The sequence below is a fragment of the Kitasatospora sp. NPDC057223 genome (assembly GCF_042669755.1).
Classification (GTDB): domain Bacteria; phylum Actinomycetota; class Actinomycetes; order Streptomycetales; family Streptomycetaceae; genus Kitasatospora.
Genome location: NZ_JBHUWW010000029.1, coordinates 1 through 15,860, shown reverse-complemented (window position 1 = coordinate 15,860; position 15,860 = coordinate 1). Strand labels below are relative to the sequence as shown.

General features: G+C 69.7%; 9 protein-coding genes and 2 pseudogenes. 9 read left to right on the top strand and 2 right to left on the bottom strand.

Annotated features, from left to right (window positions below; genetic code table 11):
- The first annotated feature begins 471 nt into the window (after positions 1-471).
- From ACFUK0_RS13650 to ACFUK0_RS13635, 4 genes are all read left to right on the top strand, one after another.
- Positions 472-1,212 carry a DUF4241 domain-containing protein gene (locus ACFUK0_RS13650; protein WP_380249506.1) on the top strand — a complete coding sequence of 247 codons (741 nt, stop codon included), beginning with the start codon at positions 472-474 and terminating at the stop codon, positions 1,210-1,212.
- 727 nt (positions 1,213-1,939) lie between these two features.
- Positions 1,940-2,782 carry a hypothetical protein gene (locus ACFUK0_RS13645; protein ID WP_380249504.1) on the top strand — a complete coding sequence of 281 codons (843 nt, stop codon included), beginning with the start codon at positions 1,940-1,942 and terminating at the stop codon, positions 2,780-2,782.
- An 800-nt stretch (positions 2,783-3,582) separates the two neighbouring features.
- Positions 3,583-5,067 (top strand): HEAT repeat domain-containing protein, encoded by a 1,485-nt coding sequence (locus ACFUK0_RS13640; RefSeq protein ID WP_380249502.1) that lies wholly within the window; start codon positions 3,583-3,585, stop codon positions 5,065-5,067.
- Positions 5,068-5,231: 164 nt separating this feature from the next.
- Positions 5,232-6,419 carry a hypothetical protein gene (locus ACFUK0_RS13635; RefSeq protein WP_380249500.1) on the top strand — a complete coding sequence of 396 codons (1,188 nt, stop codon included), beginning with the start codon at positions 5,232-5,234 and terminating at the stop codon, positions 6,417-6,419.
- A gap of 420 nt (positions 6,420-6,839) precedes the next feature.
- On the opposite strand, the pseudogene ACFUK0_RS13630 reads toward ACFUK0_RS13635, so the two are convergent.
- Positions 6,840-7,007, bottom strand: a pseudogene (locus ACFUK0_RS13630) (IS481 family transposase); the annotation flags it as partial.
- A gap of 209 nt (positions 7,008-7,216) precedes the next feature.
- Between ACFUK0_RS13630 and ACFUK0_RS13625 the strand changes: the two are divergent.
- On the top strand, positions 7,217-7,819 hold the full coding sequence (locus ACFUK0_RS13625; protein WP_380249498.1) for a GNAT family N-acetyltransferase: 603 nt from the start codon (positions 7,217-7,219) through the stop codon (positions 7,817-7,819).
- Between the two features lie 138 nt (positions 7,820-7,957).
- On the opposite strand, the pseudogene ACFUK0_RS13620 reads toward ACFUK0_RS13625, so the two are convergent.
- Positions 7,958-8,440, bottom strand: a pseudogene (locus ACFUK0_RS13620) (bifunctional DNA primase/polymerase); the annotation flags it as partial.
- A 3,064-nt stretch (positions 8,441-11,504) separates the two neighbouring features.
- Here ACFUK0_RS13620 and ACFUK0_RS13615 point away from each other — a divergent pair.
- The 4 genes from ACFUK0_RS13615 (at position 11,505) to ACFUK0_RS13600 (ending at position 15,817) form a co-directional block, all read left to right on the top strand.
- Complete coding sequence (locus tag ACFUK0_RS13615) at positions 11,505-13,061, top strand: phage/plasmid primase, P4 family (protein WP_380249496.1); 1,557 nt, start codon at positions 11,505-11,507, stop codon at positions 13,059-13,061.
- Positions 13,062-13,217: 156 nt separating this feature from the next.
- Entirely contained in the window at positions 13,218-13,592 is a 375-nt protein-coding gene (locus ACFUK0_RS13610) for a DUF6009 family protein (RefSeq protein WP_380249494.1), read from the top strand.
- 159 nt (positions 13,593-13,751) lie between these two features.
- On the top strand, positions 13,752-14,681 hold the full coding sequence (locus ACFUK0_RS13605; RefSeq protein ID WP_380249492.1) for a GNAT family N-acetyltransferase: 930 nt from the start codon (positions 13,752-13,754) through the stop codon (positions 14,679-14,681).
- A gap of 356 nt (positions 14,682-15,037) precedes the next feature.
- Complete coding sequence (locus tag ACFUK0_RS13600; RefSeq protein ID WP_380249490.1) at positions 15,038-15,817, top strand: NUDIX hydrolase; 780 nt, start codon at positions 15,038-15,040, stop codon at positions 15,815-15,817.
- Positions 15,818-15,860: the final 43 nt, after the last annotated feature.

Here is a 15,860-nt window from a genome sequence, read left to right as displayed (position 1 = left end):
TCTCCCTCCGTGGGGGGGTGGGGGTTGTTTTCCGCTCCCAACCCACCCCCCCCACGACTGCACCGGTGAAGAACGTGTTGTCCACGGACAACAATCCCGGCAGCTCCACAGCAGTCGCAACAGACCGGCGAGGACCGGTCACGCCTGCGCTCAGTCACGACGGAACTCCGAAGCGGCTGATCATCGAACGGCACCGGAGCGCAACGGTCACCGACTCATCAACAGTCAGCGGCACCGAGGGGGCGGGGAGCCAGGGCCGGCGGAGGCCACCCTGCTGTGCCCCGAAGCATCGGACCACCGGCTACCGCAGTCACCAAGAATGTTGTCCGCGGACAACATGCCAGCATCTCGGAGGCGACTTGGCAGTCGCGCCGGAGTGGATGGTCGCGGCGGACGTTGATCGGTGAGGGGCAGCCAGCAGCCCTCGCACCGGCCCGTCAGGTAGTCGACGCGACCGCATATCGTCGGCGCATGCGCTCTGGACCCGATACCCGGCTGATGGCCGGCCCCACCGAGAGCTGGTATCTGGAAGCTGTATTCACTCCAGGTACTCCGCTCGGAACACGTCTCGATGATCCGACGACCCCCGTCCGCGCCGTCCAGGTCACGGAGGTGACCACAGTCCGCATCCCCAGCGGCCGTCTCATCGTAGATTCACCGTGGCCGGACGACGACGATCCGGAGCTGAGAACACGGAGCGGCCGGGAACTGGCGCAGCGGATCCCGCCCGGCGCCTTCCGGGTGGAGGCCGCCTGGACGGAAGCGCCCTACGAGTTCATGGGCGAGCATTTCGACGGACGGACGGTTGCCGCCATCCGACTCTGCATCACCGACGCACCGGTCACCACCTGGGAGCGGGCCCTCGGCGTCGAGGACGACATCGAGATGATCCGCCCCGGCGACCGGACCGGGTTCAGCTCCGAGGCGAACATGGGAAGCTTCTCCGACGCCGCGGCCTGGCCAGCCCTGACCGCGCCGTTCCGCGCGTTCTGGCACGGATGCCAGGCCGGCAACCGGCAGCCCCGTGAGACTGAGACTCTCGTCGACAACTGGTTCGAGCGCACAAGTGACGAAGAAAGCGGGGCAGACCTCGTGGCGTTTGTCACCGAAGGGTCATCCGCCGTCTGGCTGGGGCGCACGGAGACCGGGGAGATCGCCACTGTCTCCGTCGTCGACGAATGCTGCTCCGCCTTCCGGGCCCCTCCCAGTTGAGGAGCCGACGGGCAGAACTCGCAGCAGCCTCGGATACGTCACGGGGCACCGATCCGAGCCACAGCCTCGCCCTCGGTTCACCGCCCCGGCCAGCTCCAACCCCATGACTTCAATGTCCACACAACACACCGGCGCTCCCTGTGCTGCACCGACGATCAGGATGTCGGCGTTCAACAGGACGGGACGCTCCCGATGGACCGCGACAGGTGCTGCGGGCTACCCGTGTAGCCCATGGCTGGCCCGGACAGTCACAAGACAGTGTTGTCCGCGGACAACACGAGGAGGCCGCAGGAACCGCCCACCCCACACACACTGCCCGCCACAGCGCACAGTGACAGCGACCCATGTTGTCCGCGGACAACATCCCCACCGCGGGAGGGGGAGCGGTGGACAGCGGCAGTGCAACTGCAAAGGCCAGTCGAGGTCGTCCGCAGACAACACGAGGAGACCACAGGCACTGCCCACCCCACACACACTGCCCGCCGCAGCGCACGATGACAGCGACCCATGTTGTCCGCGGACAACACCCGACCAGGCAGAGACGCCGCGATGCTGGGGAGTGCCACCCTCACTCTCCCCGACGGTGGCTACAGCAGGTTCCCTGCCGCACCTACCTGCTACGGCGCATCACGTTCCACACGCGGTGCCGGCGTACTACCGGCTCGGTACAGCGGAACGTGTCCGGGCTCCCGTCCGCTGTGATCGTGTTTCGTGCGACCATCCCGGCATGGCCAACCTCGATGCTTCCTCTCCATGGCGCCGTGCAGGTACGGACTGGCTGCGTGGAGCGGCGCCGGTCCAACGAAGCTCCGCGGTCGCCGTGCTGGGAGCCCTGCTGGACCGCACGCTGGTGCAGATCGCGGACGCTTCCTCAGACGCGCGTGGCTTCGACCGGGAGACCATTCGCGTGGCGGCGGACGTGTGGGACAACAACACCCTTCCGCTGTTTCGGGCTGCAACGGCCGGCACGCAAAGCAGGCGCGAGCGTCGTGCACGGGCGACTCTGGAGTGGTTGGCCAGCTTCGGTGAGGAAAGGTGGACCTGGGTGCGGGACCAGGCCTCGGCCGCCGGTCACTCGTTGGACGAGTTGTTGGCGCCGCCGAAGCCGTACGTTCCAGGTCGTGACTTTCTGGGACAGGTGATGGCCCCGGTGATGGTGGTGACACCGCAGATCACGGAGAGCCTCGCCGTCGACTACGACCTGCCGTCGGCCGCGGTTCGCCACCTGCAGGTCGAACGGGCCGGCAGCCGTCTCGTCGGCCATCTCGAACTGGCTGTGGCCCGCTCCTATCCCGTCGACGACGTCAACTCTCCAGATACCGCCACGCTGGATATACGACTGCGCGACATCACCGAGGTCCGCTTCGACTCCCACGACGCCCGGGGCGTCGTCCTTCGAACAGAGGCAGACGGCGTTGCGATCGACATCGGAACCCGCAGCACACTGCGCGCGGCAACGACCGGCCGGGCACGCACACCGCGTCCCGGTGCACGACTTCCAACGGGCCTTCGCCGGAGCGGGCGAGGCCATCCTCGCCGCTGGCGCGCACCGTACGTCCCACCGCCGTGAAGCAGCCTTCCGACGACTCATCGAGACCTGGGCCCGGCGCGGTGGCCCCGCTCTCGCCGACTGGTTCGCCACGGTGCTGTCAGAGACGACCCGTCGACCGGATCTTCTCACCAGCCTCCGCGCTCAGGCCCAATCGCACTCGGCCGCCGATGCACCACAGCGGCCCACTCCGGACCTCTGGACGGCCCCCGGCTCACCACAGGCCGAGCTCCGGTTGGCCATGTACACCTCGGCCCGCACACGCTACGGCGACCACCACAGCGCATCCGCACTCCTGCACCTGGCTGTACCGCCCCGCCCCGAGAGCGCTGATGACGCACCCTGGCGTCTGCGCGCCGTGCAGGGTGCCAACCCCGCCCGTTTCCAGCTGCGGGCCGAGGCATTCCAGGGTGCCGGCCATCCCGGCGTCACCGTTGACGACAATGCGGCCCGCCACCTCGTTCTGCACGACGGAGCCCTCGACATCACAAGCGGGGAGACCGGAACGACGATCCGTCATGAGCGCAACCAGCCGCCTGCGGGACCATGAGCGGGGGAACCTCTGGGCAGGCTGACCCCAGCCCTGCCCAGGAGGGACCGGCCCTCGCAATCCTGGTGACGGCTGCGAGCGGCTGAGCCCTGCCCCTGCGGGGATCGTCCGTCGAACTCCATGACCGCCCTCCTCATGGGACCGCCGGCCGCCCACCGGTAGTAGGCCGCACCACCCCTGGGCGGGCTCGCGCGAACCGGGCGCCGAGGTCTGTGGAGTGCGACCGCGCGGTCTCGGGAAATGCCTTTGCGCCCTCGGAGAGGATGGGGGAATGATCACCGCCCGTTTGGAAGCCGACGCCCGCCTGGCCCGCGGCGGCCACCCCGACGCTGTCGCCACCCTGCTCGCCCTGCTGGCCGGAGCCTCCAGGGCGGCCGAACTGCGACCGCTGGCCGAGCGCCCGGCCCTGCTGCTCACCCTGGACTCCATCGGCCGGCGCAGTCGGCGCGAAGGCGGATCACTGGACCGGATCGGTGCCGTGGCCGCACTCTCGCTCGACCGCGACGGGCGGCAGCGGGAGACGGCAGTGCGCCGGATCGTGGACCTGGCCCTGCCTGAGCTGATGCCCTTCCTGGTGCTGCGTACCGCTGACTGGGCGGCGCCGGTCCGGCAGCGGGCCCGGGCCGGGCTGGTCAGGCTGCTCACCGAGACGCCTGGGAGGTACACGTCCGCCATCGCCCCGACCGCTCTGCTGCTGGCCCGCCGCAGCCGGGGGGAGTTCGCCCGCGCCCAGCTGTTCGCCACGCTGCTGACCGAGCCGCGTACGGCTTCCGAGCCCGTACGGACCGACGGCCGCCGCGCCGAAGCGCGCGTGGACGAGACCGGCGCCCTGATCACCGAGCTGCTCGCCTCGCCGTTCGCCGGGGTCCGGGTGCTCGCCCTGCGGGCCGGGATCGAGACCGGCCGCCTCCGCGCCCGGGACCTGATCGCCCCAGCCATGACCGACCCGGCCCCGGCCGTCCGGACCCGGGCCGCCGAAGCGGTCGCCCGCGAGGCGGTCTGGACCGGCCGCCCGGAACTGCTGGAGCGACTGCTGGCCGCCAAGCAGGGCAGCGTGCGGGTGCTCGCCCTCACCGGGCTGCTCCGGCTCGGGCAGACCGAGCGGGTCGCGGAACGGCTAGCGGACCCTGCCGCTCTGGTCCGGGCACTGGCCCGGGAAGCCGCCCGCCGGCTGGGCAGCGACCCGGCCCTGCGGTACCGCACCCTGATCGCCGATGACGCCCCGTCAGCCGGGGCGATTGACAGCCTGGCAGAACTCGGTATCCCGGCCGACCGGCCACTGCTGGCCGGCCTGCTCACTCACCCGAGCGGCCCGGTCCGGGCCCGGGCCGTCCGGGCCCTGCGGCTGCGAGGATCCGTCGCCCCAGCCGAACTGGTGCCGCTGCTCCGGGACCCGGACGCCGGGGTGATCCGGGAGGCGAGCCGAGCACTGCGCACCGACCGGGACCGGTTGCCAGAGGGCCTCGCGCTGGAACTGCTCGCCGATCCCGGCCGGGTCGAGGTCCGGCGGGCGGGATACCGGCTGCTACCGCAGCAGGACCAGGCCCTGCGGCTCCGGGCGGCGCTGACCCTGAGCACCGACCCGGACTCGCGGCTGGCGGCCCGGGGCGCCGCCGACGCGGCGGCCGTCGCCCAGGCGCGCGCCCGGGACGACGCGTTGACCCCGCACGAGCGGGCCGAGCTGCGCGCCCTGTTGGGGGAAGAGGTACTGGCCACGCGTACCCGGGCCGGTTTGGAGCGCTCGCTTGAGTACTGAGCTTGCCTAACCGCGGTGAAGGACCGGGGTGTGGGAGACGGACTCGAGCGGGGAGCCGCCGTCCAGGTCGACGGTCGAATAGGCGTCGGTACCCGCCACGTTGCTCACTTCGAACACACCATCGGGCGGGGCTGGTGACGTGAGGTCGTTCTGCACGGAGTCCGGTGACTGGAGTGTTGTCGGCGGGCGCGTCTAGGGTGACCGGCAAGATCATCGGAGTGTCGCGCCGGATGCGGCCGGAATCGCTCGTGGGGGCTGAAGTGGGCTGGTGGGACAGGGCGCCGGGGGATCGGGCGCAGTGGGTGCTCGACCCGCTGGCGGGGGTGGGGCCACTGCGGTTCGGGATGAGCCCGCAGCAGGTTCGGGAGGCGTTGGAGGGGACGGTCGCGTATGTCTCGCAGGGGCTGGGAGAAGGGGTGGTCTGGGAGTACTACGACGAGCCGGGGCTGACCGTGTTCTACGGGCCGGGGCCGCGGCTGGTGGCGGTGGCGATCGATGCGGTGGGCGGGCCGCTGGTACGGCTGGGTGAGGTCGAACTGGTCGCGCGTGTTCCCTCCGAGGCCCGGGCGGACCTCCACCGCCTCTCCCGCTCCCAGAAGGTCGTAGTGCGAGTGAACCATTACGGGGAGCCGGAGGTGCCGGCCTGGGGGCTCTCCGTGCGGGTGGAGCAGGAGTGGGGGCACGCGCCCGAGGGGTACAAGCAGCGCCGGGACGCGATGATCACCAGCGTTCTGGTCACCGGCCCCGAACTGGCCGAGGCCCCGTGGGATGCCCTGTCGGTCGCCAAGCGCTACGGCTCCTCCGCTGGGCAGGCGGAACAGGGGCCCTGGCCGGTGACGGCCGATCAGCACCGGCCGCGCTGGGAGTGCACGCCGCTGCGGGGCGTCGGCCCACTGCGCTTCGGGATGGGCCCGGAACAGGTGATGACCGCGCTGGACGGTGAGGTGCCGGCTGACCGCCGGGGGTACCACCCTTTCCCGGCGGGCGCCCCGTGGGCAGGGGACGGCGACCCCGAGGAGTGGCACCTGGCCGAGGAGCGCTACGACCGGGCCGGGGTGAGCGCGCACTACTGGCACGAGGAGAACGGCCCCGTGCTGAGCGCGGTGACCGTCCACGGACGCACCGGCCCGCAAGTGCTCCTCGACGGCATCGAACTGATCGGCCGCGAGCCCTCCGCCGTCGGAGCGGACCTGATCCGGTACATCGAAGAGCATCGACTGGAAATGCGCTACAGCCCCACCGGGAACCTGGGCTCGACCGGCATCAACGTGTGGGTGCAGGCCGAACGGGCCGGGGACACCACAGTCAGCGGGGCCCAGTTCTGCATCGAGCAGTGGGAGTACAGCGACTGACACCGCGCAGGCTTCTGTCAGCACAACGAGGCTCTGACGACGGTCTATCGGCACGCTCAGGCGGTGCCCGGCACCGAGAAAAGCCCGCGCCCCCTTGGTTGGGGTGCGGGCCGCTTCATGTCGAATCCTCGACGGAGATGGTGCACCCGTCCGGCGAACACGGGCATTTTTGCCGGCCCGTCCTGTCGAATTTGCTGAGAGTGGCCTGGGTGAGGCGCCGAAGATGTGGTCCAGGTGGATCGTCCCGCAGGCCGCCCGCCCGGCCGGATTGTCCTCCTGCAGTGGGGCCCGGACGCGGCTGTCCACCGGAGCCGGCCAGGCTCAGTCTGGTTCCCCGCGCACGGCTCCGCTCGGCCCGATCACTGCTCTCACGCCGACACAGGGTGGCCGGTGTGGCCATGTCCAGGGACGGGTGGGGCCGCGTTCGATCTTCCCGGTGATGGTCGGCGAGTACGGCTTCGTCAGCTTGGTGCTCACCCCGTCCTCCCGGCAGACCCGCGCGAAGAGGACCTCGGCGGGGCGGAGCGGGGTGAGGCGGCCGGTGAACTGCTTGCCGTCGTCGGTGATCGCCTCGGCCGGGACCCCGTGGATCGCATGGCGCGCAGGAGAGCCATCGCCCGGCCGGACCGGGCCTCACATGGCACAACACCACCCCGGAGATCGACAGGATGATGAGGCTCCTTAAATTTCAGGGAGGACCATCACCGCCTACCGTCTCGCGTCGGCGCCAGCCTCCAGGTTCAACGGCGAACCAAATTGTCTTGCGGGTCAGGAATTCAGGGGGTACCACTGGCCGCATGATTCAAGGCGAGAAGATCGAGCTACGAGCCCGCATCGAGGCGGACGTCCCGATCCTGCACGCGGAGCTGTACGAGGATGTCCTGGTCCGCTCCAGGGGCGACACTCGCCCCTGGCATCCCGTGGCCTCTGGCCCGCACTCGCCGTTCGCGGTGGCCGAGCCCAACGACGACGCGGCGATCTTCACCGTGGTGGAGCGGACTACCGGCGAGGTGGCCGGCGAGGCCGTGTTGTGGGGCATCGACGTGCACAACCGCACCGGTCATCTCGGGCTCGCGCTGCGTCCGTCCTTCCGCGGCCGAAGCCTGGGAGCGGACTTGGTACGGGTGCTCTGTGAGTACGGATTCGCCGTCCGTGGCCTGCACCGCTTGGGTATCGAGACCCTCGCCGACAACGCGGCCATGCGAGGCGTCGCGCTCAGGGCCGGCTTCACCCATGAGGGCACCCTGCGGCGCTCGGCCTGGGTCTACGGCGAGTTCCTCAATGAGGTGATCTTCGGCCTGTTGGCCGAGGAATGGACAGCTGGGCAGGGCCAAGCCAAGACGAGGGCAGCCGGGGCGGCCAGCACCCGTACGCAGCCTCCTGCACCGGGCAGGGAATAGACGGGAGCTGGCAGGACTACGTTCCTGATGTAGGGAGCATCCCTGCCGGCCGGGCCGGGCCGGGGCCGGGCTCTGGCGGTCGGGCAACGGTGCAGGGTCGCGGGCTTCGCCGACGGGCTCGTAGACGCCGACGGCGGTCGCGGTGCCGGGGGCGATGATGTAGCCGCCGTGGGCCCGGATGTCGACCTGCCAAGCCAGGGCTCGGCCGTTGCTGGAGCCAGTGCAGCAGAGGAACTTCCGGCCTGCCGGAGACCGGTACCAGAGGTGCAGGCCACCTGAGGGAGTCCGCACACGCAGCGTCGACTCGTCGGCTGCCGGATCGGGTTGGCCCCGCAGGGCAGCCAGCAGGGCCAGGGTGTGGAAGCCGTTGGCTAGGCCGGTCAGGTCGACGCCGTCGCGTATCTCGATCCCTGACAGGACTCGGTCGCGCGCCGGGACAGGTTCATCGTGGGCGTCGACGTCAATGACGACCAGGCCAGCCGGCCCGCAGACCACAGCCACTCCCAAAGCCGGGTTCCCACCCCACCACCGGTCGAGAAGCGAGCTGTCCGTCGTAGCGGCATGGAAACCGTGGCACCAGCGGCCTGCCTCCCTGCAAGGGCAGCCGCCCAGCCGGTAGCCGGGGCTCTGGCAGCCCGCACAGTTCCCCGGCGGGGTCTTATCCCCCGGGGAACAGGGCGTGGACCGGCCAGCCCTGCTCCGCGCACCACCGTGCGACGGCCAGCGACCCTGGCCGGGCGAGGTGGAGGAGAGTTTCCTCCGGGTGCGGCGTCACGTCGGCGTTTCCCGATCCGTCCTAAGGCCGCCCTCATGTCAGCACTGTTGGCTCCGGGGCGTCTCGTTCAGTCGCTGAACAGAAAAACGCCTGGTCAGGAGCACTCAATGTCGAAAGGTAGCGACCGAAGCGACTCAAGTTCCAATATGGCTTGCAAAGACTAGCCGAGCGGTCCGCCAGTCGTGGGCAGGACGGGCGCTCACCGCCCGGGCAACACAACCCGGCAGCGACTAAGACATCCGCCAGCGACTGAACACCTTCAGTCGCTGGCCACGTCAGAACCAGCAAAACACCAGGTCAACGTCCCAGCCGCAGCAAAAAAGCGACTGTAGCGACTCAAGGACGGGTCTATCACGCACACACGCACACGCGAATGTCATCATAATCCCGTCCCTGAGTCGCTACAGTCGTGTCGCCGCAAAACGAGCGACTCAGGCTGTCACCCGCCCTGCAGGCCCACCGCCGCTTCGGCTCCGTCGCCCTCCCCGGCGGTTCTCCCCCTCCGCTGTGGCGATGGTCTGTCAGTACCTGCTGACACCCTGCCCTCGTGCTGATTCCCCTCGCCGCGGCCCGAGCGCTGGCCGCGTCCGTGCTTACCGCGCCCGCGCTGCGCTTCGCTGCCGACGGCCTCCACTCCGCCGTCCTCCGCGAGACCGGCCACATGTACCTGGGCTCCGCGGCACTGCCCGGCATCAAGCGCAGCGGGGTGTGGCCCGTCGACCAGGGGCGAGTACCCCCTGTGAGGTACGGACTGGGGGTACTCGGCTGGTGCGGCCACACGTCAGTGGCAGTGCGGGCCAGCGTCAGCATTCCAGCCCGGCCACACAGTCCCACCTGCAACTCCTCCCCCAGGCAGTCACTGACGCGAAGCCGCATCCCTACTGAACCTCACCCGAACATCACAGCTGCTGACCCTCCAAGCAAACGGCGTCACCACCGGGCGGAACCGCGATGAGCCGACCAGCAGGAAGGCAACCAGCCCAAGCATCAGGAATGCGACATCGAGGGCCGGCCCCCGAGCATCGGGAGCGCGATCAGGGCCCTCAAGGGCCCGATTCCGGCGGCAGCCGGAAGATCGTGATCGGCGCTGTGAGAGTGGGACCAGTGGTGGATCAAACGGACCGCGACCCTAGCCCGGGCTGCGGAAGCGGCACGTGCGCTTGGGTACCAGGAGCGGCATGTCAGTCCGGCATGAGTCACTTCGGACCCTGTTCCTCCGCCGTTCAGTCCCTTGCACGTTCGCCCAGGTCAGAAGGCATCTCGGCATGGATGGAGGGACTGAAGGGACCGAACGTGCTAGTTATCAGCCGAATTAAGGATTGACCGGTTGTTCGTATGGGCGCGCGCATACACAAGAGACAAGTGCGGGATTCTGCTCATAATTGGGAAGTTGAGTCCCTTTAGTCCCTGCTCCGGGTCGAAAACACGCCTTGAGCTGCAACTATGCCCAGGGACCGAGCGTGAGCTGACCTGAGCCTCTTCCAGACCCTTCCCGCCGGTATGACGCCGGGACCGGTCAAGTGGCCGGGCAGTTCTCCGGGCATGACAACCAAGAGCCTGCATCCGTGGAGCGAGTGAACGACGTACCGCGCCACCAGGCGCCAGGCGCAACCGGAGCTCGGCAATGGGCCCGAGGCTGGTCGCGGCCTGACCGAGAAGCAGCAGGTCGCTCTGGATCTGGCCACCGCTACTGGAGAGAGGGCCGGCAGATGGACCGCAGTCTCGCCGACCGGTGGCCTGACGCTGAGCTGGAGTTTGCGGGCCTGGCCGGCACCGCGGCCGAGGTGATGGCGCGAATCGACGTGACGGGGGCTGGGGAGGTCGATGCCGAGGCCCCTACGAGTTGACCAGCGGGGTCCTGCACCACCGCCCGCGAGCACCTCACCCGAGCCAAGCGCGTCGCCTTGGTCACCGTTGGCGCGGTCGCCACGGATGCACCGGTCACCGCCCTAAGCGACTTCGACGTGGCGCTACCGGTGCTGTGCGCGGCGATCGATGATGCTCTCAGCCTCGCTGGTGTTGACGGTCAGGCAGTCGTGTGCCTGGGGCGATGAGTAACGGAGTGTTGGATAGCGTCGGCCAGATGAGTACGCCGGCCGCTCGGCACGGGGTCGGCCACCGTACACCGCAACCAGCACCCAGGGGTCCGGACTTCGTCGGTGAGTACAGCCAGGAGCAGTAGGGCGCTGCCGCCCCGGCGGAGCGCGCCTGCTCTGTCACGGTGCGGCCGTGCTTCCGGCAGCCCCGTGAGCCGTCGCTGAGTATGCCGGCGGGAGTGCGGTGACCACTGTGTTAGCGCCGGCGGTGCAGCCGTCGGCAATCCTCAACTCGGGCGGAGTCTGGGGCTTGACGGGGGCCTACCAGAGACCGAAGGGTCTGGAGGGACTGAGTTTGAGTATTGGGCATGCCTTCCGGCGTGTCTCGGACCCTGGTGCGATGAGCGGGATAGGGTTCGGGAGTTCAGTCCCTTCGGTCTCTCCAAATCGGGCAGATCGTTTGACTTCTACACAAAGTGGCAGGTTAGACAGGTGCCATTGGTGGTGGAGTTGGGCTGGACCGTCCGGGGGGTGCGAATGCGGGGGCGAGGCGGCCGCACGCTAGGCTCTGGATTCCATTCCGAAACTCGGTCCCTTCAGTCCCTTCGGTCTCTGTCCGCTAGTCGGCGGAAGTTACTGGTACCGAGGCCCGACCCATCGAAGGACAGAACGTGCGCGCACCTGAGCCGAGCGGCCCTGCCGCAGCGAGGGCCGTGCGAGGGCTTGGGGAGCCCAGCCGCGAGCAGGCCGCGGCCGAGCTTGGATCGGCGGCGTCAGCGGCCGGTGCCCGCCACGTACGCAGAGTCGAAGATTTGATCACCGTCCCCCGCTCGGCGGGTTCACTGCGCCCGCTCCACTCCGAAGGACATCGTCCATGAGCGTCGCCGACACCCCGCGCGGGCTCGACGCCACCGCCTCCCAGGCCTCTCAGCAGATGCTGGAGTTCGAGGAGCAGCTCACCGCGGCCTCACCGCTGCCTCACCAGAAGGCGGCGGGCGGTGTAGTACGGGCAGAGGACGACGGCCTGTTGCCACCTCAACTGACGGACCGAGGCAACGCGAAGCTGTTCATTCGCCTGTACAAGGACCACTTCCGCCACGTCGAGGGTCTGGGCTGGTACCAGTGGGCCGACTACAGGTGGCGGCGGGGCGCGGAGAAGGCCGCGCTGTGGGCCGCGGGCGAACTCGCTGAGCAGATGCCCGACAGCGACCCGACGAGCGTCTTCAGTGACCGCGAGATCGCCCTGCATCGGCGGCGATCCAGCAGCACCGCCGGAATCAAGAGCTTCCTGGAACAGGCCAAGGCATCCCCCGACCTCTCAATGGCCGCCTGGGACCTGGACAGCGACCCCTGGGCGCTGTGCACCCCCGCCGGAGTGATCGAACTCCGCACCGGTGAACTACAGAAGCCGTCGCCCCTGGAGGGATGCCACTCCCGGGCCACCAGTGTGGCACCGGAGGACATGCCCACCCCCCGCTGGACCCGGTTCCTCGTCGAGACCTTCGGCGACGACCAGGCCGGCCGGGAGATGATCGACTTTCTGCACGTCCTGCTCGGCTACTCCACGACGGGCGACGTTGGAGGCCAGGTCATGCCCTTCCTCTACGGTGAGGGCAAGAACGGGAAGAGCGTTCTGCTGGATGTGATGCTGCAGCTGCTCGGCGACTACGCCGATGCCGCACCGCCCGGCTTCCTCATGGACCGCGGGGCCTTCACCGAGCACTCGACCGAGCTGACCGAACTCCACGGTCGGCGCCTCCTGGTGTGCTCCGAACTCAAGCCGACGGACCGCTTCGACGAAGCACGGGTCAAGCTGCTCACCGGCGGTGACAAGATCAAGGCCCGCAGGATGCGGCAGGACTTCTTCTCCTTCCCGCCGACGCACCACCTGTGGCTGCTGGGCAACCACAAGCCCGAGGTCGGGACCGGGGGATTCGCTTTCTGGCGCCGGATTCGACTGGTCCCCTTCGAGAAGACGGTCTCTGACGAGAACAAGATCGACAACCTTGCGTTGGAACTCGTCCGGGACGAAGGCCCCGGCATCCTCCACTGGGTGGTCCAGGGCGCCGTGCGTTACCACGACCTCCGTGAGCAGCGGCAGACCGGCGGCACCGGCGTGCCCGACCCGCTGGAAGGCCCCACCCGGGTGCGCCTGGCCACCGACGCCTACGCCACCACCGAGGACACCATCGGCCGCTTCCTGGCCGAGTGCTGCACTCGCACCAGCGAGGAAACCGAACTGCGTGTCGAGCAGGGACAGCTCTACGCTGCCTACGCCGCCTGGTGCACTTCCGGGGAGGGTTCCCGTCCCACCAGCAAGCGGGCCTTCGCGACCCGTATCCGCACGGATCTCGGCCTGGCCTCGCCCAACGACATGGTCAAGTCCAATGGTCGGAAGTTCTACCCGGGGATCGGCCTCCTTGCCGACTGAACACTCAGCCCCGTGGGCAGACGAAGTAGGCACACCTGTTCGTGCCGCCTACGCGTGGCAGGGCCACCCGCTCTACGATGCAGGCACCAACCGCCCGTTCCTGTTCGCCAACCGTCTCCAGCCCCAGCCCGCACGCACGAAGGAAGGCCATCGGTCATGAGCTCGCTACTGGACCGGAGCGTTCTCATCCACGAAGAGACCGTGGTCTGGCTGGAAGACCCTGCGGCCTTCGACTACGTACGCCAGACCATCGACAAGACACCGCGCCGTCGCGGCAAGCCTCGCTGGCTTCGGGACGGCCGCATGGTCGGTTACGCCGAACTCGACGAAACTGCCGTAGCTGACCCCGACAGTGGCCTGCACCGCCGCCGAGTGTTCTTTCTCCTGCCGCACGACCGCGACCTCGACCCTGCGGGGCTCTACGCCGCCGGCGCGCCCGGCGAAGCCGTCGACCCCAGCACCGTTGAGCCCCGCGCCGTCGGGGAGAAGACGCCTCGCTCGCAGCGCGGCCGAAACTCCACGCACGCGTAGCCCCGGGGCCCTGCCGGCCTCGGCCGAGGCGCCGCCGGATAGTGGAGCACTTCGCCGCCCTGGCCTTCGGCCCCGGCGGTGCGTCCGAGTAGCAGCCCGACGGGGTCCGAACGCCAAACCGGTCGACAGGGCCGACCCGGGTGACTCAGAGTCAGCTCCATGTCTGAACCGTCACTCCCGTCCCCATACCGCAGCCGGCCGGCCACGCCTGCTGACGTCCCTGCGATCCACTGGCTGGTCACGGCCCGCGAGCATGAGCTGTTCGGCCGGGCCGAGACCGGCCCGGACCGGATCGCCGCCGAGCTCGCGCTGCCCGGCCTGGACCCGGCGCTGGACACCCGGCTGCTACTCGACCTGGCGGGGGAGGTGGTCGGCTGGGCCTGGGTGCGCGGGCGCCGCAGCACGATGGACGTGCACCCGGCGCACCGGGGGCGGGGGCTGGGCGGCGCGCTGCTCGAATGGGCCGAGGGGCGGGCCCGCGAGGCGGGCGACAACCGGCTCAGCCAGACCGTACCGGACGCCGACCGGGCGGCGGTCAGGCTGCTCCGGGCACACGGCTACGAGGCCTTCGTCACCGAGTGGCAGCTCGAGATCGAGCTGGCCACCGAGCCCGAGGTGCCGGAGCCGCTGCCGGGCATCACCGTCCGCCCGTTCCAGGCCGGGGACGAGCGGGCCGCGTACCTGCTCACGGAGGACGCCTTCGACGAGTGGCAGAAGCGCCGCAAGTCGTACCAGGAGTGGGCCGCGCTGAGCGTCGACCGGGACACCTTCGCGCCGGCCCTCTCCCCGCTGGCCTTCGCCGATGGGGAGCTGGTCGGGGTGGTACTAGCGCTGGACACCCCAGGCAGTGAGGAGGGGTACGTTGAGCGGGTCGCCGTCCGCAAGGACCACCGGCACCGGGGCATCGCCCGGCTGCTGCTCCGGGAGGCATTCCGGGCCTCGTACCGCTGGGGCCACCGCTCCTGCACGCTCTGGACCCATTCGGAGACCGGCGCGCTCGGCCTCTACCAGGAGCTGGGCATGACGGTCCGTCGCAGTTCGGCGGTGTACGGCAAGGCACTGGCGGAGGGTCAGACCGCCAACGGCTAGGCTGTCTACGCCGCCGCCGACCTGCTGAACCGCTTGGCCGCCACCGGCCCCACCCTGCTGGTGCGGTGCAAGTCCGAACGCAGGCTTCCGGCGGTGGCCCGCTGCGGCGACGACTCGTTCCTCTCCCGGCTCGGCGCACTGACCGTGCGGGTCATCGACGCCGAGATCAGCTCCCCATGGCCACAGCAGCCTCCGTCGAACACCCGGACCCGTGGCACGCCTTGCAGTGAGACTGCCCGCCGTGTCGGGCCGGGCCCGCCGCCCAACGGCGTGTTCGATTCTCACGCGCAATCAACTGCTGCTCAATCCGCTTCTTGTAGACAGAGCCACCGAACCCCGAGCCGACCAGGAGCACCTTGACCTCCGACAGCCACGGCCCCGCCACCGCCTACTCCGACGTACCGGCCGGGCCCAACGTTGAGTTCTTCGACCCGCAGCCCCTCGACCTGGTCGAGACCGCTCCCCCGCACATCTCGGCTGCCGACCGGCTTGCCGTGGACCGGATCTGGGAGCGGGACGCGGCCGGAAATCCGGCACTGTTCGACGGCCCGGTGATCGCCTGCATCGCGTTGGAGCAGGAGCCGGACCGCGTGATCCTGTCGTGGGCACCCATCACCTACCGTTACCGTGCCCTGCGCCACATCCGCAACGCCCGATGGACGCCGGCGGCGGTCTTCGTCACCGTCCTGCAACCGGTGACCGGAGGTGGCCTGGTCGTGGGCCGCGAGGGCGCCTCGACCGCGCACCCCGGCCGCTGGCAGCTCCCCGGTGGCTCAGTCGAACCCCCGCCGCCCGGACGGCAGCTCGACCTCGACGCCCTGCGCTGGCACGCCGCCAGCGAACTGGCGGAGGAGGTCGGCCTGAAGACCGACCCGAACGGCCTGCACTTGTGGGCGCTGACCCGGGGCGAACACGGCAACATCGGCCTGCACCTGGCGGCCGACCCGGTGCCGGAGGCCCTGGTGCGCGGCTGTCACCAGCAGGTGCTGGCCGCGACAGCGGGAGGAGCCGACCCAGAGCTGGAGACAATCGAGACCGTGGGCTCCCCCGCGCAGCTGGCCGTCCTCGGGCCCACCGTCGACTACCTGCCTTCCATCTTGGCTCGGTGGGCGGGGCGGTCCGATTCGGCCGGGTGACGGCCCTCCGCCCGGCCGGTGGCACTCGGCACCCGGCCGAATC